The organism is Subsaxibacter sp. CAU 1640 (assembly GCF_023156585.1).
In the GTDB taxonomy this organism is placed as follows: Bacteria; Bacteroidota; Bacteroidia; order Flavobacteriales; family Flavobacteriaceae; genus JBPOFM01.
The window spans coordinates 976,557-1,001,361 of the sequence record NZ_JALNMI010000001.1 but is presented as its reverse complement, the minus strand read 5'-3'; the positions used below and the strand labels follow the sequence as shown (position 1 = coordinate 1,001,361).

At 37.5% G+C, this 24,805-nt stretch carries 16 protein-coding genes and 1 tRNA gene; 10 read left to right on the top strand and 7 right to left on the bottom strand.

Annotated elements, in window-relative coordinates; all coding sequences use genetic code 11:
* Window positions 1-62: 62 nt before the first annotated feature.
* Window positions 63-452, top strand: coding sequence for an SPOR domain-containing protein (locus tag M0G43_RS04280; protein ID WP_248023724.1), 390 nt, complete (start codon window positions 63-65; stop codon window positions 450-452).
* A 74-nt stretch (window positions 453-526) separates the two neighbouring features.
* Here M0G43_RS04280 and infB read toward each other — a convergent pair whose 3' ends face one another.
* The 3 genes from infB to rimP are packed head-to-tail and all read right to left on the bottom strand — an operon-like array spanning window position 527 to window position 4,968.
* Window positions 527-3,223 carry a translation initiation factor IF-2 gene (gene infB / locus M0G43_RS04275; protein WP_248023723.1) on the bottom strand — a complete coding sequence of 899 codons (2,697 nt, stop codon included), beginning with the start codon at window positions 3,221-3,223 and terminating at the stop codon, window positions 527-529.
* A 32-nt stretch (window positions 3,224-3,255) separates the two neighbouring features.
* Window positions 3,256-4,488, bottom strand: a complete 1,233-nt coding sequence (gene nusA / locus M0G43_RS04270) for a transcription termination factor NusA (protein WP_248023721.1) — start codon at window positions 4,486-4,488, stop codon at window positions 3,256-3,258.
* A gap of 12 nt (window positions 4,489-4,500) precedes the next feature.
* A complete protein-coding gene (gene rimP / locus M0G43_RS04265) occupies window positions 4,501-4,968 on the bottom strand; it encodes a ribosome assembly cofactor RimP (protein WP_248023720.1) in 468 nt (155 codons plus the stop codon).
* Window positions 4,969-5,123: 155 nt separating this feature from the next.
* Here rimP and M0G43_RS04260 point away from each other — a divergent pair, with 155 nt between their 5' ends.
* A complete protein-coding gene (locus M0G43_RS04260; RefSeq protein WP_248023719.1) occupies window positions 5,124-5,951 on the top strand; it encodes a universal stress protein in 828 nt (275 codons plus the stop codon).
* Window positions 5,952-6,003: 52 nt separating this feature from the next.
* Here the strand turns inward: M0G43_RS04260 and M0G43_RS04255 are convergent.
* Window positions 6,004-6,076 (bottom strand) — tRNA-Gln (locus M0G43_RS04255).
* A gap of 152 nt (window positions 6,077-6,228) precedes the next feature.
* On the opposite strand from M0G43_RS04255, the gene M0G43_RS04250 reads away from it, so the two are divergent.
* Both M0G43_RS04250 and M0G43_RS04245 read left to right on the top strand, forming a co-directional pair.
* Window positions 6,229-9,534 (top strand): DUF2723 domain-containing protein, encoded by a 3,306-nt coding sequence (locus tag M0G43_RS04250; RefSeq protein ID WP_248023718.1) that lies wholly within the window; start codon window positions 6,229-6,231, stop codon window positions 9,532-9,534.
* 5 nt (window positions 9,535-9,539) lie between these two features.
* The gene (locus M0G43_RS04245) at window positions 9,540-10,193 is read left to right on the top strand and encodes a polysaccharide deacetylase family protein (protein ID WP_248023717.1); all 654 of its coding nucleotides are present in this window, start codon (window positions 9,540-9,542) and stop codon (window positions 10,191-10,193) included.
* Here M0G43_RS04245 and M0G43_RS04240 read toward each other — a convergent pair.
* Both M0G43_RS04240 and M0G43_RS04235 read right to left on the bottom strand, forming a co-directional pair.
* Window positions 10,174-10,470: a thioredoxin family protein gene (locus M0G43_RS04240; RefSeq protein WP_248023716.1), complete on the bottom strand. Its 297-nt coding sequence runs from the start codon at window positions 10,468-10,470 to the stop codon at window positions 10,174-10,176. The genes M0G43_RS04245 and M0G43_RS04240 overlap by 20 nt on opposite strands.
* Window positions 10,471-10,573: 103 nt before the next feature.
* Window positions 10,574-11,806 carry a metallophosphoesterase gene (locus M0G43_RS04235; RefSeq protein ID WP_248023715.1) on the bottom strand — a complete coding sequence of 411 codons (1,233 nt, stop codon included), beginning with the start codon at window positions 11,804-11,806 and terminating at the stop codon, window positions 10,574-10,576.
* A 117-nt stretch (window positions 11,807-11,923) separates the two neighbouring features.
* Between M0G43_RS04235 and M0G43_RS04230 the strand changes: the two genes are divergently transcribed.
* The 6 genes from M0G43_RS04230 (at window position 11,924) to M0G43_RS04205 (ending at window position 22,687) form a co-directional block, all read left to right on the top strand.
* Window positions 11,924-14,911 (top strand): GH92 family glycosyl hydrolase, encoded by a 2,988-nt coding sequence (locus tag M0G43_RS04230; protein ID WP_248023714.1) that lies wholly within the window; start codon window positions 11,924-11,926, stop codon window positions 14,909-14,911.
* Between the two features lie 56 nt (window positions 14,912-14,967).
* Window positions 14,968-16,278, top strand: coding sequence for a sugar MFS transporter (locus M0G43_RS04225; protein WP_248023713.1), 1,311 nt, complete (start codon window positions 14,968-14,970; stop codon window positions 16,276-16,278).
* Complete coding sequence (locus tag M0G43_RS04220; protein ID WP_248023711.1) at window positions 16,278-18,584, top strand: GH92 family glycosyl hydrolase; 2,307 nt, start codon at window positions 16,278-16,280, stop codon at window positions 18,582-18,584. The genes M0G43_RS04225 and M0G43_RS04220 overlap by 1 nt, the downstream gene beginning before the upstream one ends.
* Window positions 18,581-20,914 (top strand): GH92 family glycosyl hydrolase, encoded by a 2,334-nt coding sequence (locus M0G43_RS04215; protein ID WP_248023709.1) that lies wholly within the window; start codon window positions 18,581-18,583, stop codon window positions 20,912-20,914. The genes M0G43_RS04220 and M0G43_RS04215 overlap by 4 nt, the downstream gene beginning before the upstream one ends.
* A 66-nt stretch (window positions 20,915-20,980) precedes the next feature.
* Window positions 20,981-21,988, top strand: coding sequence for an isoaspartyl peptidase/L-asparaginase family protein (locus M0G43_RS04210; RefSeq protein WP_248023708.1), 1,008 nt, complete (start codon window positions 20,981-20,983; stop codon window positions 21,986-21,988).
* Window positions 21,989-22,072: 84 nt separating this feature from the next.
* Complete coding sequence (locus tag M0G43_RS04205) at window positions 22,073-22,687, top strand: response regulator transcription factor (RefSeq protein ID WP_248023707.1); 615 nt, start codon at window positions 22,073-22,075, stop codon at window positions 22,685-22,687.
* On the opposite strand, the gene M0G43_RS04200 is transcribed toward M0G43_RS04205, so the two are convergent.
* Window positions 22,684-24,615: a histidine kinase dimerization/phosphoacceptor domain -containing protein gene (locus tag M0G43_RS04200; RefSeq protein WP_248023706.1), complete on the bottom strand. Its 1,932-nt coding sequence runs from the start codon at window positions 24,613-24,615 to the stop codon at window positions 22,684-22,686. The two genes, M0G43_RS04205 and M0G43_RS04200, sit on opposite strands and share 4 nt — an antisense overlap.
* Between the last annotated feature and the right edge of the window lie 190 nt (window positions 24,616-24,805).

Below are 24,805 nucleotides of genomic sequence, written 5' to 3'. Positions count from 1 at the left end.
AATAATAATTTCAGTCAAAAATAAGTTTAATAAATTTACTTTTGTAATAAATCATTTTGATTATGAAAAAATCTGTTTTTAAACCACTTTTTATTTGCTTGATTTTCACATCCTTTTCTTTTGTAACCCAAGCACAGACAGGATTAGTGTCTATAGATGCCAATAAGGATATTGATAAATTGCTGGAATATAAAAAAGACATTAAGACAATTGACTTGTATAAAATTCGCGTCTATTCTGGTGATAGAAGCGGTGCCGAAAACACAAAAAGCAAAGCGAGCTCTCTTTATTCTGATTGGCCAATTTTGATGGAATATGAAACGCCAAACTACAAAATTTACGTTGGAAATTTCTTGAGCAGACTAGAGGCAGATAGAGCGCTATTAACAGTGAAAAAAAACTATCCAAGTGCATTGATTCTTTTCTTCAAAAAAGAGAAAAATAAGCTTTAATTTACTTAATATCAATCTATAAAAAAAGCGACCATATATGTGGTCGCTTTTTATTTAATGCATCTCTAAAAAAATTATTTCAGCTTCTTCTTAACCTCTACCTCATGGAATGCTTCGATAACGTCATTCTCTTGAATGTCGTTATAATTTTTGATTTGCATACCACAGTCAAATCCTTTGGCAACTTCTTTAACATCGTCCTTGAATCGTTTTAATGAAGCCAATTCCCCTGTAAAGATAACCACACCATCTCGAATCAATCGGATTTGAGAATTCCTGAAAATCTTACCGCTAGTTACCATACATCCAGCAATCGTTCCAACTTTAGAAACCTTGAATATTTCACGGATTTCAGCAGTTCCAGTAATTTCTTCTTTCAATTCTGGAGACAACATTCCCTCCATTGCATCCTTCAAATCATTAATGGCATCGTATATGATGGAGTACATACGGATATCGATTTCTTCCTTATCAGCAATAGCTCTTGCATTACCCATTGGTCTAACATTAAACCCAATGATAATTGCATCTGACGCCGTTGCTAACAAGACATCACTTTCAGTAATAGCTCCAACACCTTTATGTATAATATTGACTTGAATTTCTTCAGTTGATAATTTCTGGAATGAATCTGTCAAAGCCTCAACAGAACCATCAACATCACCTTTAAGAATGATATTCAACTCTTGGAAATCACCTAACGCAATACGTCTTCCGATTTCATCAAGGGTAATATGTCGCTGTGTTCTAACCGATTGCTCACGTTGCAATTGTGTACGTTTTGCAGCAATTTGCTTTGCTTCACGTTCATCTTCAAAAACACTGAATTTATCTCCCGCTTGCGGCGCACCATCCAAACCTAATATAGAAACAGGTGTTGATGGACCAGCCTCTTTTACGTTATTTCCTCGTTCATCATGCATTGCACGAACCTTACCACTATTTTTTCCGGCAAGAACATAATCTCCTACTCTCAACGTACCTGCTTGAACCAGAATTGTAGATACATATCCACGACCTTTATCAAGGAATGCTTCTACCACAGTACCATTTGCAGGTTTATTAGGATTTGCTTTCAATTCTAAAATTTCGGCTTCAAGCAACACTTTTTCCAATAATTCTTTAACCCCTTGGCCTGTTTTGGCGGAAATGTCATGAGATTGAATCTGCCCGCCCCAATCTTCAACCAATAGATTCATATTAGCAAGACCTTCTTTTACCTTTTCAGGATTGGCTCCTGGTTTATCAATTTTATTGATAGCGAATACAATTGGAACGTTCGCCGCCTGCGCATGGGCAATTGCCTCTTTTGTTTGTGGCATGATTGCGTCATCGGCTGCAATTACAATAATCGCCAAATCCGTTACTTGAGCTCCACGGGCACGCATCGCTGTAAATGCTTCGTGACCAGGTGTATCCAAAAAGGCAATTTTCTGTCCACTATCTAGCGTTACGCCATAGGCACCGATGTGCTGGGTGATACCCCCTGATTCTCCTGCGATAACATTCTCTTGACGAATGTAATCTAGCAATGAAGTTTTACCATGGTCAACATGACCCATGACCGTTACAATTGGAGCACGAGGTTTTAAATCTTCTGGTCTATCTTCAACCTCTTCAATATTTTCTTCTAAATCAGATGTGACAAATTCTACTTCATAGCCAAATTCGTCGGCAACAACCGAAAGCGTTTCGGCATCCAAGCGTTGGTTCATGGTCACCATCATACCAAGCGACATACAAGCCGAAATAATTTGAGTTACAGGAACATCCATCATGGTGGCAACCTCGCTTGCAGTCACAAACTCGGTTACTTTTAGCACTTTACTTTCTGCTTCTTGCTGTTCTAAATCTTTTTCAGATTGTTGGCGATGTTGGTCTCTCTTATCTCTTCGGTATTTTGCACCTTTACCTTTGGACGATTTCCCTTGAAGTTTTTCTAAAGTTTCTCTGATTTGTTTTTGAACTTCAGCTTCGCTTGGTTCTTCTTTAATTGTGCTGCTACGCCCTCCGGGTTTTCCTTTGAAACCACCTTTACCTTGGTTTCTGTCACCAAAGTTAGGTTTTGTATCTCCAGGACCTCCTTTGCTAATGCGACGTCTTTTCTTTTTGCTTGAACTGTCTTTATTATCAGAAGGCTTATCCTCTTTTTTCTTTTTAGGTTTATTAAATTGAGATAAATCTATTTTTTCACCAGCAATTTTAGGTCCGGAAAGTTTTTGATATTGGGTTTTAAGAGTTTCATCTTCGTCTGCATCAGGAGACTTTTTTTCAACCGCTTTTTCAGCTTTAGGAACTTCAACGTTAGATTCCTTACTTTCAATTTCTGAAGACTCTTTTTTCGTGTCAGGTTGCGTTTCTGCTTTTACTTCTTTAGGTTCTTCGGCCTTTGGCTCCTCTTTTTTTGCTTCAGGTTTTGCAGGATTCAAGTCGATTTTTCCAACCTGTTTTGGTCCTGACAGCTCTGCCTTTGCTTTTACAACTTGTTTGCTGGCTTCTTCCTTTCGATGTTTTTCTTCTAATTCACGCTCACGTAGTTCCCGTAGTTCTTCTTTTTCTTTGTGCTTTGCTTCACTAACTTCTTGAGATTCAGCCTTTTTATCTGCATCTGTTTGAAATTCGTTAGAAAGAATACCGTGAACTTCTTCTGATATTTTCGTATTCGGACTTTTTTCAACACTGATGCCTTTCGATTCTAAAAAATCAACTGCACGATCAATGGAAATGTTGAGTTCTCGTAATACTTTATTTAATCTAATTGTATCAGCCATAAATTGCTTCTAAATATACTTTAAAATATGTGTTACTCTTCAAATTCTTCTCTAAGAATTCTCAGTACGTCTATAATTGTTTCTTCTTCGAGATCGGTTCGTTTCACCAAGTCTTCAACATCGAGCTCTAAAATACTTTTCGCTGTGTCTAAACCTGCTTTGTTGAATTCATCAATTACCCAGTCTTCAATTTCATCAGAGAATTCAGTAAGCTCTACGTCTTCTTCAGCTCCTTCTCTAAATACGTCAATCTCATAACCTGTCAATTGACCTGCCAAACGAATGTTATGCCCTCCTCTTCCGATGGCTTTGGAAACCTCTTCTGGTTTCAACAAAACTTCAGCACGTTTTGCCTCTTCATTTAGCTTTACAGATGTCACTCTTGCTGGGCTCAAAGCTCTTGTGATGAATAATTGTAAATTGTTTGTGTAGTTTATAACATCAATGTTTTCATTACCCAACTCTCTTACAATTCCATGAATTCTGGAACCCTTCATCCCAACACAAGCCCCTACAGGATCGATTCTATCATCATAAGAATCAACAGCAACTTTTGCCTTTTCTCCTGGGATTCTCACCACATTCTTGATTGTAATCAATCCATCAAAAACTTCAGGAATTTCTTGTTCAAAAAGTTTCTCCAAGAACACTGGAGCAGTTCTAGACATAATAATTGTAGGCTTGTTTCCTTTAAGCTCTACACTTTCTATAATTCCTCTTACGTTTTCTCCTTTTCTAAAGAAGTCGGACGGAATTTGTTTTTCTTTCGGCAAAATGATTTCGTTTCCTTCATCATCCAACAAAATGATTGCTCTGTGACGAATATGGTGTACTTCGGCCGTATAAATTTCGCCAATTAGATCTTTAAACTGTTTGTAGATGTTGGTATTATCGTGCTCATGGATTTTTGAAATCAAGTTTTGACGCAATGCCAAAATAGAACGTCTTCCCAAATCGATTAATTTGACCGCTTCTGCTACGTCCTCTCCAACTTCAAAATCGGGCTCAATTTTTCTCGCTTCAGATAGTGCAATTTCTTGATTTGGCTCTTCAACTTCGCCATCGGCAACAACTATTCTGTTTCTCCAAATCTCCAAATCTCCTTTATCTGGGTTAATGATAATGTCAAAATTGTCATCATCCCCATATTTCTTTTTTAGAGCATTTCTCAAAACGTCCTCTAAAATCGCCATTAACGTTACACGATCGATTAATTTATCATCTTTAAATTCTGAAAAAGATTCAATCAACGCAATATTTTCCATACTCGCTATAAATTAAAATTTTATAATCACTTTTGCCTCCAAAATATCATCATAAGATATTTTTGCTTGTTTATTAACAGTTACTTTTCCTTTGCCGATAGCTTTAGGCTCTCGTGCTTTCCATTCCAAGGTGATGTAGTCTTCATCCGCCCCTGTAAGATTCGCCTCTATTTTTCCTTGTTCTTTAGATTTAACCTGAAGCAGTCTTCCAACATTCTTTTTGTACTGACGCTTGTTGGTCATTGGTGAAGTCGCTCCAGCCGAAGTTACTTCCAGCGAAAAGTCCTCCTCTTCACGATCCAAATTATGCTCTATGGCTCTACTTATGAAAATGCAATCTTCGACACTCACACCATTATCCCCATCAATAACAACATTAATTCTATTATCTGGAGTAATTTTTAAATCAATTAGAAAAAGGTCATTTCTTTCTTCTAACCCATTATCTATAAGCGTTTGAACCGTTGATTCCTTAAGCATTTTTTTGTTATAAAAAGAGGGGACTCCTTGTCCCCTCGTAATTTTCTTTTGCCATACTGCGGTGCAAATATACAACTTTTAAATTGATTTACACAACAGTCGTCAAGTCGAATTTTATTGTTAAATTTAGAACATACAAAAGCAACCTCAACATTATGAAAAAAATTTTAGTTCCAACCGACTTCTCAAAAGAAGCAGAAAATGCACTCAAAGTGGCTGCACAACTAGCCAAACGTCATAATTCAGAAATATATCTATTGCATATGCTTGAAATTCCATTTCAGGAGGTTGATGCTATGAATGCACATAGCGGAGCATTACCAGAAGCCATGTTTTTTATGAAACTGGCACATCAACGGTTTGAAAATGTCATGGCTAGTGACTATTTGGACGGAATTACAGTACATGAAACGGTTAAAGCTGACAGCAACTTCGGAAACGTCATTGAAACTTGTAAGGAACATAATGTTGATATGATTGTAATGGGTTCTCACGGAGCCAGTGGTTTTAAAGAGATGTTTGTAGGCTCGAATGCAGAAAAAGTAGTCCGTACATCCGACATACCCGTTTTGGTGATTAAAAATGAACATGCAAATTTTAATGTAGATAACTTTGTTTTTGCATCTGATTTTAAAAATGACAATAAAGAAACGTACAAACAAGCTGTTGATTTAGCTAAAGCATTTGACGCAAAAGTTCATTTATTAATGGTAAACACACCTAACAATTTTAGCAATACTGCTGATGCAAAAAAACGCATTCAAGATTTCATTAAAGACTATCCTTTTGCAAATTACACCATGAATATTTATAATGACGAAAGTGTAGAAAAGGGTATTTTAAATTTTTCTCGAGAAATTGATGCCGACCTCATTGGTATCAGTACGCATGGACGCCAAGGAATTGCGCACTTCTTCAATGGTAGTATCAGTGAGGATTTGGTGAATCATGCGAAACGACCAGTCATCACTTTTAAAATTTGATGAATCACTGTTGAAACAAAAAAGTCTTCCCAAAAAAGGAAGACTTTTTTTGTTGGCCTACTAGGGCTCGAACCTAGACTCTTCTGGACCAAAACCAGACGTGTTGCCAGTTACACCATAGGCCAATCTCTAAATGAGGATGCAAATTTAGTACAAAGTTTCATTTGCACAAACATTTTTTAAATAAAATATGAGCATTCCCTTAACGTTTACTTAAAAAACTGATTCCCTTATTTTTTATTACTAAATTCGCCACATCTTTCAAACATCATATTTTATGACAGATTTCAACTTTAAAAAGTGGAATACCATCACAGGATGGATTGTGTTTGCTATCTCTGCCACTGTTTATGGACTAACCATTGAACCGACTGTAAGTTTTTGGGATGCTGGAGAATATATTCTAACTTCTTCAAAATTACAGGTAGGGCACCCACCAGGAGCACCTTTGTTTCAGATGTTTGGAGCATTCTTTTCCATGTTTGCTTTAGAACCCTCACAAATTGGTGCCATGCTGAATATGATGAGTGCAGTTGCAAGCGCTTTTACCATAGCTTTCATGTTCTGGACCATTACACTTTTACTCAAAAAATTGTTAAAATCTGATGAAGGATTAAATACCAACAAAAAGTTGGCCATTTTAGGAAGTGGTTTCGTGGGAAGTTTGGCATTTACCTTTACTGATTCTTTTTGGTTCAATGCTGTAGAAACAGAAGTATATGCCATGGCAACTTTAATCATGGCTGTATTATTTTACTTGTCGCTGCGCTGGGAGCAAGATATGGACAAACCTCGCGGTAATCGTTGGTTGGTTTTAATTGCTTTCGTAATTGGACTATCCTTTGGTGTTCACTTTATGGGGCTTTTAACCATACCTGCCATCGGATTGATTTATTATTTTAAAAATTACAAAACCATCACTTGGCAGAACTTTATCATTGCCAATGTGGTTTCAGCAGCAATCTTGTTGTTCATTTTCAAGCTTTTACTGCCAAACGCCTTAAAGGTTTTTAGTATTTCTGAAATTTTCTTTGTGAATACCTTTGGGCTTCCGTTTAATTCTGGTACCATCATTGCTGGTTTGTTTGTCATTGCATTATTCTATTACGGATTAAAATACACAAGAGACAAAGGACACGTAAATATCAATACTTTGATACTTTGTCTTCTATTTATATTTGTTGGTTTTTCTTCTTGGATTATGCTGCCTATCCGAGCAAATGCCAATGTAGTTATCAATGAAAACAACCCATCTGACGCTAGAGAGCTCTTGGCGTATTACAATTTGGAACAGTATCCAGAAACCCATTTGTTTTATGGACCTTTATTTACTGAAATTTATACAGGTTTAGATGAAAATGAGCCTTATGTAGATGACAAACCTAATTATGAAAAAGATGAAAAGTCAGGTAAATATGTCATTGTCAACGACTACAAAGGTGCCAAGCAAAACTATAATTCAGAGCATGCCCAAATTCTTCCGCGCATGTGGAGTTCAGAAAACGCCGATAATTATATGATGTTCACTGGACTTTTGGACTTCTCTATCAAACCTGAATATCAAATGCAGAATGAATTGCGAGCCATCGTTGGAGAATTCAGGAAAAATGTATCTGAAGGAAAAATAGATTATGAAGACTACAATACGTTTCTGAAACAATTTGGGCAATATTTAGATATTGAAAAACCATCTTTAGTACAAAACATTGGCTATATGTTTGAGTATCAATTCGGATATATGTATTGGCGCTATTTTATGTGGAATTTCACTGGAAGACAAGATGATATCCAGGGAAAGTACGACAATCATGGGAACTGGATAAGCGGCATCGACTTTATTGATGAATGGCATTTAGGAATGTCTCAAGACAATTTACCGAGTGATGTTAAAAACAATAAAGGCAGAAATACTTATTACTTTCTCCCTTTAATTTTAGGGTTGATAGGGTTATTTTTTCTGTTTCATAAAGACAAAAAACGTTTTTGGGTGATGTTGGTTTTTTTCTTAATGACAGGTTTGGCTATTCAGTTTTATACTAATGTAAGACCCTTTGAACCAAGAGAGCGCGACTATTCGGTAGTTGGTTCTTTCTATGTATTTGCCATTTGGATTGGTTTTGGGGTTTATGCTATTTTCGACCTATTACGAAACAGCATCAAATCCAAGTTTTTGGCACCCGTAATTACTATCGTTTGTATGGTATTAGTTCCAGGAATACTGGCTGCCAACAATTGGGATGATCACGACAGGTCTAATAAAGAAACGGCGCATTCCATGGCTGTGGCATATTTGGAGTCATGTGATCCGAACGCTATTTTGTTCACTATTGGGGATAATGACAGTTTCCCTTTATGGTATGCACAAGAGATTGAAGGCATTCGAAGGGATGTAAGAGTGGTGAACACTAGTTTGTTCCAAACCGATTGGTATATCGATCAGATGAAGCGCAAAGCTTATGATAGTGACCCGATTCCTTCGCAAATGACACACGAACAATATAGATACGGAACGCGCGATTACATTCCATATAAAGGAATTTCCCAAGACACGTTGAACATTAAGGATTTTATGGATTTCATATTGAGCGATAATCCTAGAACCAAGCTAAAATTCGTTATGCAGCAAGAAGGTGATGACCCAAGCGTCTATCCTAATCAAATGGTGAATGGCAATTACTTCCCTACCAGGTTTGTAAAAATCCCTGTCAATAAAGAAGAAGTGCTTAAAAATGGTATTGTCAAAGAAAAAGATGCCGATAAAATTGTAGACAACATCGTAATTGAAATCAAAGGAAGCGCTTTGTACAAAAACAGGCTTCTGATGCTTGACATTGTTGCCAACAACGACTGGAAACGACCAATTTATTTTACAGGTGGAAGTTTTGGTGATGACGATTACATCTGGATGAAAAATTATCTGCAATTAGACGGTCTTTGTTACAAATTGGTCCCTATCAAAACACCTGTCGATAGAGCGAATCCATTCGATATGGGACGCGTAGACAGTGATTTGATGTATGAAAAAGTTATGGCTTGGGATTGGGGAAATAGTGGCACTGATATTTATTATGATGTTGAAACCAGAAAGAATGGTATTACTTATAGAGGTAATTTGGCACGATTGATTGAACAATTGATCAATGAGGACAAATTGGACAAAGCTGAAAAGGTTGCTGATCTTGCCATGGAAAAAATGCCTGTTGATGATTATGGATACTATACATTGCTTGAACCTTATATAAGTGCTTATTATGAAATTGGAAACACAGAAAAAGGAAGAAAGCTATACAAGGATGTCACCAAAAAATATCAAGAAAACCTTACTTATTATAGTGGATTGTCGATAGAAAGTCAAACCGAATTGTTAGACGAAATTGTTACGGACATTGAGCGTTATCGCAGTTTGGTAGATATACTTGTAGTTTACCAGGACAAGGATTTTGCGATGAAAGAAACAGAGAAATTCAACAATTACCTAAAGCTGTTTAGTCATTTTATGGGAGAAGAACCTAGGGAAGATATGCAACAGCAAGATAGAGACATCCCTTTAGATACTATTGACAGCATCTTGAGATTAGATTGAGTAATTTGAATTTAATTCCTGCAAAAACGCCTTTTTTGCTGAAGAAGTTGTACCCAAACTGCATTTGGGACATTCCTTCTAAAGAAAAGGTATTATATCTTACTTTTGATGATGGCCCAACGCCTGATATCACAGATTGGACTTTGGATGTGCTTAAGCAATACAATGCGAAGGCTACTTTCTTCTGCATCGGAAACAATATCGAAAAACACCAAGAAATTTTTAATAGAATTGACAAAGAAGGCCATTCCATAGGAAACCACACGTTTAATCATCCGAAAGGATGGAAACTCAAGACAGAGGCTTACCTAAAAGAAGTTGAGCGCACACAACAGCTGATTGATTCAAAAACTACAAATCAAAAATCTCACATCAATAATCTCTTTCGTCCACCTTATGGTCAAATAACATTTAAGCAAGCTCGAGCACTTCGCAAGTTAGATTATCAAATAATTATGTGGGATGTTTTGGCGTTTGATTGGAAAGATACCATCTCTGACGAAAAGTGCTTACAAAATGTGGTTGCAAACGCAAAAAACGGTAGCATCATTGTGTTTCATGACAGTGTCAAAGCGTCAAAGCGATTACAATATGCATTACCAAAAGTACTCGACTATTTTACTGAAAGAGAATATGAATTTAAACGTATTCCTGAATAATGCCAATAAGAGTATTGGCATCTTGTTCACCACTATGACGCCATTTCATTTCGCCACTTTTATAAATGATGAGTGTCGGCAAATTTTTTACGCGAAGTGCTTCAGCCAACTCTTTATTTTTATCAACGTCGATTTTTATCACTTTAGCTTTATCACCAAGTGCTGCAGCTACATCTCTTAATACTGGATGCATTGCTGTAGACTGTTCATTCCATTCTGTAAAAAAATCCAACAAAACTGGAATATCAACATCTATTAATTCGCCAAATTTTGACATACATTTTAATGTTTAAATCAAATGTGCTATTACAAACCTACATATTTTTTTTCATATTCAACTATATGATACGCAAATAGCTTCCCTTTGCTCAATGATAGCTTTAGGAATTCAAGGAATCAGGACCCTTTTTCAGTTCAATGACAGTAACTTCCGGCCAGATACCCACACGTCCAGGATAGCCCAAATAACCAAACCCTCTATTCACATTGATGTATTGTCCAAGTTCCTTATAGATTCCTGCCCAATGCTTGTATCGCCATTTTATCGGACTCCATTTTACCCATCCTGGTATTTCAATACCGAACTGCATACCATGTGTATGCCCACTTAAGGTTAAATGGTAATGATAGTCATCTTTCGTAACGACCTCATCCCAGTGGCTTGGGTCATGGCTTAAAAGAATTTTAAAATCATTGGCATCAATCTTTTCGGAGGCTTTTTTAAGGTCGCCTGCTTTTTTGAAACCGCCTTTACCCCAATTTTCCACACCTACTATAGCAATTCGTTGTCCATTTCGTTCTATAAAACGGCTGTCATTCAATAATAAATCGTAGCCCATTTCTTTTTGGAGAAATTTTAAATCTTCCAGATTTTGAGTTTTTTCTTCTTCAGTTTTCCAATCAATGTAATCGCCATAATCATGATTTCCTAATACTGAATACACCCCATCCTTGGCCTTTAACTCACTGAACAAATCTTTCCACGGCAACATTTCAGACGTTTTATTATTGACCAAATCTCCTGTGAAAAAAATAACATCGCTTTGCTGCTCCTTGATAAGGTTGACACCATACTCTATTTTTTCACGATTGTCAAAACTTCCTGAATGGATATCACTGATTTGGGTAATGCGATAACCATCAAAAGCTTCGGGTAAATCTTCGAAGTGTAATATGTACTTTAAAACTCGGTAATTGTATTTACCGCGATACATTCCATATAACATAGAAGCGAATGGAATGGCAGCAATACCCAGTGCAATGCTACTTATAAATTTTCTACGCGAAGGTGCATGGTATTCTTTTGTCGATCCAAAGAGTTTCTCGTTGATTCCAATTATAAAACGAACTATATCTTCTCCAAATAAAAATATCACCAATACCAGATTGAAAAGAATAAACGATAATAGAAATCCAAAGGCATAACTCTTGGCAGGTGAAAGCACACGTCCTTCTGACGTCATTGTAAATTGAATCACAAAGTTTCCAACTATCAACAGTGCAATTCCTATAAATAAGTAATGTAACCAAGGTAATTTCGACACCGTTTTAATGGCCTGAAATCCGTAAAAATTAAGTAAAATATAGATGATGATAAAGACAATCCAACGCATTCTTTAAGCAGTTTTATTCAAAGATAACTGAAATAGGCTGTTATTAAAATCTTAAGATTAAATTTAACCATCCCTTAAGATTTACTATATTTCGGAAGCTTTTGAATTGCGTTACCGATGAAACCATTTTTCGCCATATGTTTTTCCTTTTTTTTAGTTTTAGGATGCGACAACAAGCCTAAAACTGAACCAGCCAAAAAGGATTCATCCTTGATTTCTTACGTCAATCCTTTTATAGGAACAGGCGGTCACGGACACACCTATCCAGGCGCTACGATGCCTTTTGGAATGATGCAATTAAGTCCTGACACAAGACTTGATGGTTGGGATGGTTGTTCGGGCTATCATTATAGCGACAATCACATTTATGGATTTTCACACACGCACTTGAGCGGCACAGGTGTGAGCGATTATGGAGATATTTTATTGATGCCAACCAACAGTGTTGTTTTTGATAATGGAAGTGATGGTAAACGAGGTTACCGTTCCAAGTTTTCTCACGACAATGAAGTTGCAGAACCTGGCTTTTACAAAGTAAAATTGGATGATACTGGTATTGAGGTTGAATTGACTGTTTCCACAAGAAGTGGCATTCATAAATATCAATATCCAAGAGCTCAAAACCAAATGCTTATTTTGGATTTGTTGCATCGTGATGAATTATTGAGCGGCAGCATCAAGCGTATTTCTGACACAGAATTGTCTGGACATCGCCATTCCAAAGCTTGGGCCAAACAGCAAAAACTATATTACTACATCAAATTTTCCCATCCAATTTCTGTTGACTTGGGTGCTTCTCGTAGTCAATACAAAAACAAAAAAGCAGCCTTTCAATTTGATAATCCGAAGAATGAGCCAGTTTATGTGAAAATTGGTATCAGTCCTGTGGACGAAGAAGGTGCCAAAAAGAATCTTGAAACAGAAATTGGTGACAAAACTTTTGACGACATCAAAAAAGAAGCTCAAAATACTTGGGAAAAGCAATTGGAAAAAATTGTAGTAGAAAGTGATAACAGAGATTACAAAACCAATTTTTATACAGCATTGTATCATACGATGATTGCACCTAACATTTATCAAGATGTCGATGGTCGTTATCGAGGTATGGATTTAAAGGTCCACGAGACCAAAAAGTTTGATTATTACACAGTATTTTCACTTTGGGATACCTATCGTGCCGCACATCCACTTTATACGATTATCGAACAGGATAGAACCAACGATTTCATCAATACCTTTATTTCAAAATACTATGAAGGAGGCATTATGCCCATTTGGGATTTATCCGGAAATTATACAGGTTGTATGATTGGTTACCACGCTGTTCCCGTCATTGCGGATGCTTACTTAAAGGATATACGTGGTTATGATGCTGAAAAAGCGTTTGAGGCGATGAAATTCTCCGCTACTCGAAATTGGCTCGGATTGGAATCTTATAAAAAATACGGTTTTATTCCAGTGGAAGAAGAAAGTGAGTCTGTTTCAAAAACTTTGGAATATGCTTATGACGATTGGACGATTGCTCAAATGGCAAAAGAAATGGGCAAAGATGAGGAGGAGGAGATTTTTTATAAACGCGCTCAGAACTACAAGAACGTGTACGACCCAGAAAGTAAATTTATGCGTGGTCGCTTTAGAAACACGTGGTTTTCGCCATTTGACCCTTACGAAGTCAATTTCAATTATACTGAAGCCAATGCGTGGCAATACAGCTTTTATGTGCCGCAAGACATCACAGGTTTTATGGCATTGCTTGGCGGAAAAGACTCTTTGGAAGTGCAACTGGATACACTTTTCACCGCAAAAACCAAAACCTCCGGTCGCGACCAAGCTGACATTACAGGATTGATTGGACAATACGCTCACGGAAATGAACCGAGCCACCATATGGCTTATCTCTATAATTTTGTCAATAAACCTTATAAAACTCAAGAAAAAGTTCATCAGATTTTAACGCAGTTGTACAAAAATGCGCCTGATGGCATTTCAGGAAACGAAGACTGTGGACAAATGAGCGCTTGGTATGTGTTCAGCGCTATGGGCTTTTATCCTGTAACACCTGGTTCCAATCAATATATCATCGGTACGCCATTGTTCCCGAAAACAACCATCAATCTTGAGAATGGCGAAAAATTCCATATCAAGGCTTACGATTTGAGTGCTGATAATAAATATATATCAAAGGCTAAACTCAATGGTAGAACTCTTGATGAAACCTACATTTCACACGAAGACATTATGGAAGGTGGTACGCTCGAGTTTTGGATGACGAATGAACCTACGGAATGGGGAACTGCAGAAGGAGATGAACCAGTAACACACATCGATGACTATAAAATTGTACCTGTTCCCTTCATCGCTTCAGGGGATGTGGCATTTCAAAATGAAACAGAAGTAGCGTTGCAGTGTGTGGACCAAGAGGCAAACATCTATTACGCCATCGATGATACAGAGTTCGTGCTTTATGAAAAACCATTCAAATTAACCAAAGCCTCATCTCTCAAAATTTACGCTGAAAAGGACGATGAAAAAAGCGCAACACTGACCACAGATTTTTACGTGGTTGACCCAAATAGGTCCATTAGTTTAAAAACATCATACGCCAATCAATACAATGGAGGTGGCAAAAATGCGCTTATTGATGGCATCAAAGGAACTAAAGATTTCCGGACTGGGTCTTGGCAAGGTTATCAGAACACTGATTTAAATGCTACCGTTGATTTAGGAGAAGTAAAACTCATTTACAATATGAAAATCAACTTTTTAAGAGACCAAAAATCTTGGATTTTCCTTCCAAAAGTAGCAGAAATTTATACTTCAAAAGATGGTGAAAGATTTACAAAACAAATGGATTGGAATTTTGAAAAGCCACAGAATACAGATGAAGTAAAAATTGAAACTATTTCCCTTTCAAAACTAGGTGAAGCGCGTTATATAAAAATAATTGCCAAAACTCAAGGTGTGCTACCCAAATGGCATCTCGGATATCCTGACGGACGAAGCTGGATTTTTGTAGATGAAATAAGTGTCGATAGTCAGGAGTCGCAGTCGCAGTCGCAGTCGCAGTCGCAGTCGCAGTCGCAGTCGCAGTCGCAGTCGCAGTAAAAAACCAAATAATTTCAAAAAAGTCATAATATAACCCCTAACATTTTACTAAAAAAATGACCCAACAAACATCCTATCGTTCTTCATTCATTCTATTGACCATATTGTTTTTCCTTTGGGGATTCATCACTGTTTTGGTCGATTCTTTAATCCCAAGACTTCGTGAATTATTTACACTTTCCTATTTTCAAGCAGGTTTGGTACAGTTTGCATTTTTCGGTGCGTATTTTGTGCTTTCGATTCCTGCGAGTTATATTCTGTCAAAAATCGGTTATAAAAAAGGAATCATTTTAGGTTTGCTCACAATGGCTTTGGGTTGTTTGCTATTTTATCCAGCGGCATCCTACCGTGTGTTTGGAATTTTTATGTTGGCGTATTTTATTTTGGCAGGAGGTATGACCATCTTACAAGTGGCCGCAAATCCATTTGTGGCTGTTTTGGGTCCAGAAGAAAGCGCCTCAAGTCGATTAAATCTATCACAAGCCTTCAACTCATTAGGAACTGCCATTGCACCAGCTATTGGAGCGCTTTTCATCTTAAGTGATAAAATCAAAACTAAAGATGAAATAGATATGCTTGTTGGTCCAGCGAAAGAATCGTACCTCATCAGTGAAGCGTCTGCAGTACAAACGCCATTTATAGGGCTGGCTATTTTTACAGCTGTCATTGCAGGTATTTTCTTCTTCGCCAAGCTTCCTAAACTCATCAATGAAAAACGGGTAGGCAGCTACCTGGACGCTTTAAAACATAAAAATCTTTCTTTGGGTGTTTTGGGCATTTTCTTTTATGTGGGTGCCGAAGTCGCCATTGGCAGCTATTTGGTGAATTATTTCTTGGAAATGAATTTGTCGGAAGTGGTTAGGGAAAATGGCTTTATGAAATCTATTGCTGAAACCATTTTGAGTTCGGACCTTTCCGATAAAGATGATAAAGCTGTAGTAGGGGTTTTTGTCACCTTTTATTGGTCTGGTGCGATGATAGGACGTTTCATTGGGTCCTATTTGACCAGAATCATAAAACCAGGACTTGTACTTGGAGTGTTTGCCAGCATTGCTATTCTGCTGATTATTGTGTCAATGAACACAACTGGATTGGTGTCAATGTGGAGTATACTTGCTGTTGGACTGTTCAATTCCATTATGTTTCCAACCATTTTTACTTTGGCATTGGATGGACTTGGTCAACTCAAACCAAAAGCATCTGGATTACTATGTACAGCCATTGTAGGAGGCGCATTAATTCCGCCCATATTTGGATTGCTTACAGATAATGTCGGCTTTAAATTGGCCTTGATTTTTGTGATTTTCTGCTATGGTTATATTCTTTGGTTTGGATTTAGAAACAACAAAAAGCAAGTGGCCATCTGATGATAAAAAATCAAATTTTCATAGTTTTTTTCATATTCTGTTTCAACTTTGGGTTTTCACAGCAAAAGCCGGATAATGTAGAAATTGATTACACTCAATATGTAAATCCGATGATAGGAACGAGCAAAATGGGTCATACGTTTCCAGGCGCCACAGCACCTTTTGGGATGGTACAGTTGAGTCCACAGACCAATTTTGAAACAATGCACAATCCAGATGGTAGTTACAATACCAAAACCTATGAGTATTGTGCAGGTTATCAATATAAAGATTCTACGATTATCGGATTTGCTCACACCAATTTTAGCGGAACAGGTCACTCCGATTTAGGTGACTTTTTGGTGATGCCAACTGTTGGTGAGTTGGTACTCGACCCTTTGAGTACTTCTGACGGGAAAAAAGGCTTTTATTCCCTGTTTTCACATGATAAGGAAGCCGCTTCGCCAGGGTATTACAAGGTAGATTTGGATTCCTACGGAATTAAAGCCGAATTAACCGCTAGTGAGCGCGTCGGATTTCATCAATACACCTTCCCTAAATCTAACAACGCTCATATCATCTTGGATATGGTCTATAATGTGTATCACCACGACAATAAAAATGTCTGGACTTTTATTCGGGTGGAAAACGATTCGACCATTACGGGCTATCGTCACACAAAAGGATGGGCGCGCGACAGAAAAGTGTTTTTTGCCGCCAAGTTTTCTAAACCCTTTAAAAGTTATGGTCACAAAAAATATGATGATATCAAATACGATGGATTCTACCGACGATTTAAACAAGACGAAAATTTTCCAGAAATGGCGGGGCAGGATTTGCGTGCCTATTTCAATTTTGATACGCAAGGAGGTGAACAAATTAAGTTGAAATTTGCCTTGTCTTCGGTAAGTTCGGCTGGTGCGATGAAGAATTTAGAAGCCGAAATTCCTCATTGGGATTTTAATCAAACTAAAGAAGAAACAAAAGCCAAATGGAACCAAGAGCTTTCAAAACTTGAAGTTGAAACGCTTACAGACGCAGATAAGGTTACCTTTTATACCGCATTGTATCATACGAATCTCTCACCTATTATTTATGAAGATGTGGATGGTCAGTACCGTGGTTTGGACCAGAATATTCATACCTCGGAAGAATTTACAAACTATACCATTTTTTCTCTTTGGGATACGTATCGTGCCTTGCATCCTCTTTTCAACATCACTCAACCTGAACGTAACAATGACATGATTCGAAGTATGTTGGCACATCACGACCAAAGCGTGCATCATATGCTACCTATTTGGAGTCATTATGCTAATGAAAACTGGTGTATGATTGGATATCACGCCACTTCAGTCATAGCAGACGCGATGGCAAAACACGTAGGAAATTTTGATATGGACAGAGCGCTTCAAGCATCTATAAACACAGCCAATGTGCGATATTTTGATGGTTTGGGAGACTATATCGATTACCATTATGTGCCTGATGACAAAAGCCATTCTTCCGTTTCAAAAACTTTGGAATATGCTTACAATGATTGGTGCATCGCCCAAATGGCCAAGCAAATTGGGAACACTCAAGTAGAACAAGAATTTATGGAACGTGCCAACTATTATGAAAATGTCTATGACTCTAGCATTGGTTATATGCGTCCAAAACTGTCCGATGGAACCTTCCGAAAAGATTTTGACCCGATGGATACACATGGCCAAGGCTTTATCGAAGGCAACGCATGGAATTACGGTTTGTATGTACCTCAAGACATTGATAAAATGGTTAAAATGATGGGTGGAAAAGAACGTTTTAACCAGCATCTAGATTCGCTTTTCACTATGGAAATTGAAGATAAGTACATTGAAAAGCATGAGGATATTACCAGAGATGGCATTATAGGAAATTATGTTCACGGGAATGAGCCTGGACATCACATTCCTTACCTGTACAACTGGACAGGGCACCCTGAAAAAACGCAGTCTCGTGTCAGAATGATTATGCGCTCTATGTATGGACCAACTGTAGAAGGATTGTGTGGCAATGATGACGCAGGACAAATGAGTGCTTGGTATATTTTTAGTAGTCTTGGATTTTATCCAGTTACACCTGGTTCGCCTAATTATGCTTTAGGAAGTCCGTTAGTTGAGGAAGCAAAAATTCATTTGGATAATGGGAAAGTCCTTACTGTAAAAACCAAAAATCAAAGTGCGAAAAACGTCTATGTCAAACGAGTCTCATTAAATGGCATTTCAATCAAAAACAATCAAATTTCACATAGTGATATTTTGAATGGTGGTGTACTTTTATTTGAAATGTCCAGAAAACCATGAAGAAAACCATTTACATATTTATTTTTCTAGTCGTATTGCTTTCATGCAAAAAAGAGATTGAACATCAATCACATAAAGAATCAAATGCTAACAAAATCAGTTTAGTTGATTATGTAAACCCACTGATGGGAACAGATTCCAAGTACAGCCTATCAAACGGAAATACCTATCCTGCCATTGCCACACCTTGGGGTATGAATTTTTGGACACCCATGACTTCCAAAATGGGCGATGGATGGACCTATAAATACAACGAAAACAAAATAAGAGGCATCAAGCAAACCCATCAACCAAGCCCTTGGATTAACGATTATGCAGCTTTTTCCCTAATGGCCGTGACGGGTGATTTAAAATACAATGAAGAAGACCGCCAATCTTGGTTTTCTCACAAAGCCGAAGTTGCTAAACCCTATTACTACAGTATCTACCTCGCAGATTATGACACCAAGGTTGAAGTTGCTCCCACAGAACGTGCGGCCCAATTCAAATTCACCTTTCCGGAGGCTGATTCTTCCTATATTCTATTGGATGCCTTTTATAAGGGTTCAATGGTTAAAATCATTCCCGAAGAGCGTAAGATTATTGGCTATTGCAGAAACAATCGCGGTGGTGTTCCCGATAATTTTCATAACTATTTTGTAGCCGAATTTGATAAAGATTTTGACATGACCCACACGTGGAAAGATGATTGGAAACTTCAAAAAAACACTATTGAAAGTGAAGGTGAGCATGTAGGAGCCATTATTGGGTTTAAAACCAACAAAGGCGAAGCCGTTCATGTAAAAATAGCATCGTCATTCATCAGTCCAGAACAGGCGCAATTGAATTTGGACAGAGAAATTGGAAATGATTCTTTTGAAACTACCAAGGAAAAAGCCAAACAAGCGTGGGAAACCGAACTGCAAAAAATTCAGGTGGAAGATGACAATATAGATAACATTAAAACCTTTTATTCGTGTTTGTATCGGGTGCTGTTATTCCCAAGAAAATTCTATGAATTTGACACAGAAAACAAAGTGGTTCACTACAGTCCTTACAACGGAAAGGTTGAAGCAGGTTATATGTTTACCGATAATGGGTTTTGGGATACTTTTAGAGCAGTCTATCCGTTTTTTAATATGATGTATCCCGAACTCAACAGCCAGATTATGGAAGGTTTGACAAACACTTATAAAGAATCAGGTTGGTTACCCGAATGGGCAAGTCCTGGACATCGTGATTGTATGATTGGCTCCAACTCTGCTCCCATTATTGCAGACGCTTATTTAAAAGGAAATATGGCCGAAAAGGATATCACAGTTTTATTTGAAGCCATTTTAAAAAACACCACTGTTGAAGAAGGAAGACCAGCCAGTTCGGTAGGACGAGAAGGCTTGAATTACTACAACAGCCTTGGATATGTTCCGTATGATGTGAATGTTAACGAAAATGTAGCCCGAACCCTGGAATATGCCTATGCCGATTTTACGATTGCTGAAATGGCGAGAAAATTAGGCAAAGATTCTATTGCAGATAAATTTTATAAGCAATCTCTCAATTATAAAAATGTCTTTGACCCTTCGACCAATTTGATGCGTGGTAAAAACGAAGATGGTTCTTTTCAATCACCATTCAATCCTTTAAAGTGGGGCGATGCCTTTACCGAAGGCAATAGTTTGCACTACACGTGGTCCGTTTTTCATGATGTTCAAGGCTTAATTGATTTAATGGGAGGAAAAGAAAACTTCGTTAAACAATTGGATACCGTTTTTGAAATGCCACCACTTTTTGATGATTCCTATTATGGTGGTACCATTCACGAAATTCGGGAGATGCAAATCGTCAATATGGGAAATTATGCCCATGGAAACCAACCGATTCAGCATATGATTTATTTATATAATTATGCCAATGCGTCTTACAAAGCTCAAGAAAAGATAAGGGATGTCTTGACCAAATTATATGCTGCTACTCCTGATGGTTACTGTGGCGATGAAGATAACGGACAGACTTCGGCGTGGTATGTATTCAGTGCTCTTGGATTTTATCCGGTTGCACCTGCCACTGACCAATACGTCATCGGAAGTCCATTGTTTGACAAGGCTACTTTGCATTTAGAGAATGGAAAAACTTTCACAATAGAAGCTAAAAACAACTCAAAAACAAACCCATACATTCAAAGCACCACTTTGAACGGCAGTGTAAACAATAACAGCTTTATCACGTATGAAACCATTCAGAATGGTGGCACATTCACTTTTGAAATGGGTCATGAACCAAACAAAGATTGGGCCGTCAAAAAAGAAAATGTGCCATACTCTTTAAGCTTGAATATAAAAGTTGAAAAATAAAAGCCACGAATCCACGAATGTTATTTAAAAATATTAGTGAATTTGTGGCAAACAAAAAGATATGAAATGAAACGTAGAAACTTTATTAAAAATGCGTCGTTAACTGGAGTTGGATTGGCAGTCGGTAATTCTCTTTTAAGTTGTGACGACAAGTACAAAAAGACATCGGAAAAAACTGTGTCTGTAGATGCTCCAAAAGGTTCGTTTCCATTAGTCATAGCTACATGGAATGTAAAAAATGCCACTGCAAAAGCTTGGGAAGTGATACAAAATGGCGGAAGTGCTTTAGATGCGGTGGAACAAGGCTGCATGGTTGAAGAAGCTGATGAGACAGGACAATCTGTAGGTAAAGGTGGTTTGCCAGATAGAGATGGTCACGTAACGTTAGATGCTTGTATTATGGATAAATATGGCAATTGTGGCTCGGTGGTGTTTTTGGAAAATGTGGTGCATGCCGTTTCGGTAGCGCGAAAAGTGATGGAGGAAACACCACATGTGATGTTGGCAGGAAAAGGCGCTGAACAATTTGCCTACGAAAAAGGTTTTCCAAAAGAGAATTTGTTGACCGAAGCTTCCAAAAAAGCTTGGGAAGAATGGAAAAAAACGTCCGAGTATAAACCAATCATAAATATTGAAAACCACGACACCATTGGGATGTTAGCCATCGATAAAAACGGTGATATTTCTGGTGCTTGTACTACCAGCGGATTGGCTTATAAAATGCATGGCCGTGTAGGAGATAGCCCAATCATCGGTTCGGGATTGTTTGTAGATAATGAAATTGGTGCTTGTGTCGCCACAGGTTTAGGCGAAGAAGTCGTGAAAACCGTTGGCAGCTTTTTGGTAGTAGAATTGATGCGCCAGGGTAAATCGCCTCAAGAAGCTTGCGAAGAAGCTATTAGCCGAATTGTGAACAAGCCGAACAGCAACTACAAAGATTTTCAAGTGGGTTATATAGCCGTGAATAAAAAAGGGGAAACCGGAACTTATTCCATTCACCAAGGATTTAGCATGACCAAATTCCAAGAAAACAGCAACGAGAATTTACAATCAACTCATTTTTTGACTGAATAATCGAAAAATCCTATGGTAATTCCTCAAAAAACTTAACTTTCAGTTAAAACTGTTATTTTTATTTTTACCTGAAAACAGCCTTACATGTCTGCCATTAGAGTTTTGATTGTTGAAGATGACCCGATTATTGCCGAAGACATTCGCGATATGCTCACGAATGTGGACTATCAGGTGCTGAATGTATGTTATGACAAGGAAGAGGCTTTAGAACAAATAGATGCCTTAAAACCCGATTTGATTCTATTGGACATCAACCTAGACGGAAGCCATGAAGGTTTTGAAATCGCTGAACACATCAACAAAACCCAAAAAATTCCATTTTTATATCTTACTTCCTATTCAGGCAAAGACATTGTGAATCAAGCCAAACAAACGCTTCCCATGGGTTATATCGTTAAACCCTTTAACGAGCGGGAATTGTTTTCGAGCATTGAAATTGCCTTACACAACTTTTCAAAATTTGTACTACCTATTGAACTGAATAGGGATACACTCAACAATTTGATCGTAAATCCATTAACACAGAAAGAATTTGACGTATTAAAAGGTTTGTATGAAGGCAAGACCAATCAGCAGTTGTCCGAAGAACAGTTTGTGAGTGTGAACACCATCAAAACTCACATCAAGAATATTTACGAAAAGTTAGATACACACACACGTTCTGAAACCATGTCGTTGCTCAACGAACTTTTGCATTAAGCTTTTTTAGGAATATCCAGGTTAACTTGCGTACCGTTGTTATTGGCAATCTCTACTTTGGCCTTGAGTTTTTGTGTTAACGAACGTATCAAACGTTGACCAAATGTTTCCTCTTTTCCTTTTTGGATAATATTGTCTTCAATACCTTTTCCATTATCTTTTACCACCAATTTATAAACTGAATCATTCTCGGTCATTTCAATGGTGATCTCAGGCTTTTTATTGGCATCCTTCGGAAAAGCATGTTTTAAGGAATTGGTCAGCAATTCGTTTACTATCAAACCTATTGGAATAACAGATTCCACATCCATGACAATGCCTTTTGCTTGAACATTCACTTCAACTTCTTTTTCGGATTTATGATAAGAATTCAAAACGCTTTCTGCCAAGCCTTTAAAATAATCATGAATGTTCACTTTCGTTAAATCATCGCCTGCATAGAGGTTTTTATGCAAAATCGCCATGGATTCCACACGATTTCTTCCATTTTGAAGCACTTCCAAAGCCTTTTGGTCTTCCACATATTTTGATTGTAGATTGAGTAAGCTTGAAATCATCTGCAGATTGTTTTTGACACGATGATGCGTTTCATGAAGCAGTAATTCACGATCTTTCAGTGCTTTCGTAATGATTAGGTTTTTTGATTTGATTTTTTTATACAAAGTGAACAATGCAATCACAGCAATTAAGAACAAGATCAATCCGATAATCGTTCCTATTAAAATGGCTTTGGAGCGTGCCAATTGCGCTTCAGACACTTCTTTTTCTTTACTTAAGAGCGTGATTTCAGCATCTTTTTTCTGCTGGTTGTAGCGTGAATCCTTTTCGGCAATAATCTCGATGGATTCTTTGGAATAAATGGAATCACTCAACTTTTTAAAGTCCTTAAAATTGTCCAGGGATGCCTTGTAGTCACCATTTTTCTCATAAGCTTCCGAAAGTAACTGATAAGCTGCCTGTTGCTGATACAGCGATTGATGTTCGTCATACTTGAAGACATCTTTTAAGTGCGAAATGGCTTCTGAATAACGCTTCAATTTTATGAGGACTTCACCCATATTGAGTTTCGATTCACACAAATTATAAGTGCTACTTAAGTTCTCTCGGATTTTCAAGGCCTTCAAATGCTCTTCATAGGCTTCATTTAAACGCCCTTGTTCTTGGCGCAACACGCCCAAAAAATCATGGTGAAAGCCCATCTCACGCAAGGTTGGAAACACTTTGTTGAGTGCTTTTTGCTTCATCAGGTGCATTTCGGCCTTGTCAAAGTCTCCCAAATCGGTATACAGCATTCCCAAATTAGCATTTGCACTTGCCATACCTGCACTGTCATTTAACTTTTCATATTGTTCCAATGCCAAAAGATATTTGTCTTTACCTTTCTCTAGTTGGTCTAGATTCATGTAGAAACCAGCCAATGTCTTATTGATATCCGCTTTTTGTTTCGCTGTGCCCTTTTTGTCATAAATACTCGCCACTTCAATCAAATGACTTTGAGACGTCACATTATTCCCTAGAAACATATTAATAGTTCCTATAAAATGACCACTTTTGGCAATATTTAATGAGTCTTTCTTCTTTTTTGAAGCATCATAAATAGATTGATAATATTCCAGAGCAGTTTTGTAATCGCCTTGCCATCGATGACTGGCTGCAAAAATGTAGTTGTTGCGCCTCACATCATTGCTGTCGGCCGACTTGATGTAATTTTCTTGAAGGTCATTGGCGATGCGCTCAGCATAGTCTGGGTCACGTTGTACCAAATATTCCCCTAAAAGAAATAAAGCTTCCTTTTTTACTTTGACAGGTTTGCTACTATTAATAATTGTTTGCAAACTGTCTTGATAAGCATCGGGTTTTGCATCTTGTGCAAAGAGTATATAACCAAAAAAAAATGATAGAATGGATAATTTCAACGGTTTTGTCATTGACTTTCAGCTTCTAAAAACAAATGTACAAAACACATGTTTGTAAAAATCACCCAAAAGTATGAAATATAACAGCTTGTAAATATTGAATTTTACACCATAGCATTTAAACAATACTTTCAGATCTCCCACAATGCTCTAATTAGTAAAGAAAGTGTTGCTAATATTTCTAGAAAATTGATTAGTAGCA

What these genes read in the sequence shown, in the direction of transcription:
- M0G43_RS04280 (WP_248023724.1), top strand. Translation starts at nt 63, where the DNA reads ATGAAAAAATCTGTTTTTAAACCACTTTTTATTTGCTTGATTTTCACA.
- infB (WP_248023723.1), bottom strand. Translation starts at nt 3,223, where the DNA reads ATGGCTGATACAATTAGATTAAATAAAGTATTACGAGAACTCAACATT.
- nusA (WP_248023721.1), bottom strand. Translation starts at nt 4,488, where the DNA reads ATGGAAAATATTGCGTTGATTGAATCTTTTTCAGAATTTAAAGATGAT.
- rimP (WP_248023720.1), bottom strand. Translation starts at nt 4,968, where the DNA reads ATGCTTAAGGAATCAACGGTTCAAACGCTTATAGATAATGGGTTAGAA.
- M0G43_RS04260 (WP_248023719.1), top strand. Translation starts at nt 5,124, where the DNA reads ATGAAAAAAATTTTAGTTCCAACCGACTTCTCAAAAGAAGCAGAAAAT.
- M0G43_RS04250 (WP_248023718.1), top strand. Translation starts at nt 6,229, where the DNA reads ATGACAGATTTCAACTTTAAAAAGTGGAATACCATCACAGGATGGATT.
- M0G43_RS04240 (WP_248023716.1), bottom strand. Translation starts at nt 10,470, where the DNA reads ATGTCAAAATTTGGCGAATTAATAGATGTTGATATTCCAGTTTTGTTG.
- M0G43_RS04235 (WP_248023715.1), bottom strand. Translation starts at nt 11,806, where the DNA reads ATGCGTTGGATTGTCTTTATCATCATCTATATTTTACTTAATTTTTAC.
- M0G43_RS04230 (WP_248023714.1), top strand. Translation starts at nt 11,924, where the DNA reads ATGAAACCATTTTTCGCCATATGTTTTTCCTTTTTTTTAGTTTTAGGA.
- M0G43_RS04225 (WP_248023713.1), top strand. Translation starts at nt 14,968, where the DNA reads ATGACCCAACAAACATCCTATCGTTCTTCATTCATTCTATTGACCATA.
- M0G43_RS04220 (WP_248023711.1), top strand. Translation starts at nt 16,278, where the DNA reads ATGATAAAAAATCAAATTTTCATAGTTTTTTTCATATTCTGTTTCAAC.
- M0G43_RS04215 (WP_248023709.1), top strand. Translation starts at nt 18,581, where the DNA reads ATGAAGAAAACCATTTACATATTTATTTTTCTAGTCGTATTGCTTTCA.
- M0G43_RS04210 (WP_248023708.1), top strand. Translation starts at nt 20,981, where the DNA reads ATGAAACGTAGAAACTTTATTAAAAATGCGTCGTTAACTGGAGTTGGA.
- M0G43_RS04205 (WP_248023707.1), top strand. Translation starts at nt 22,073, where the DNA reads ATGTCTGCCATTAGAGTTTTGATTGTTGAAGATGACCCGATTATTGCC.
- M0G43_RS04200 (WP_248023706.1), bottom strand. Translation starts at nt 24,615, where the DNA reads ATGACAAAACCGTTGAAATTATCCATTCTATCATTTTTTTTTGGTTAT.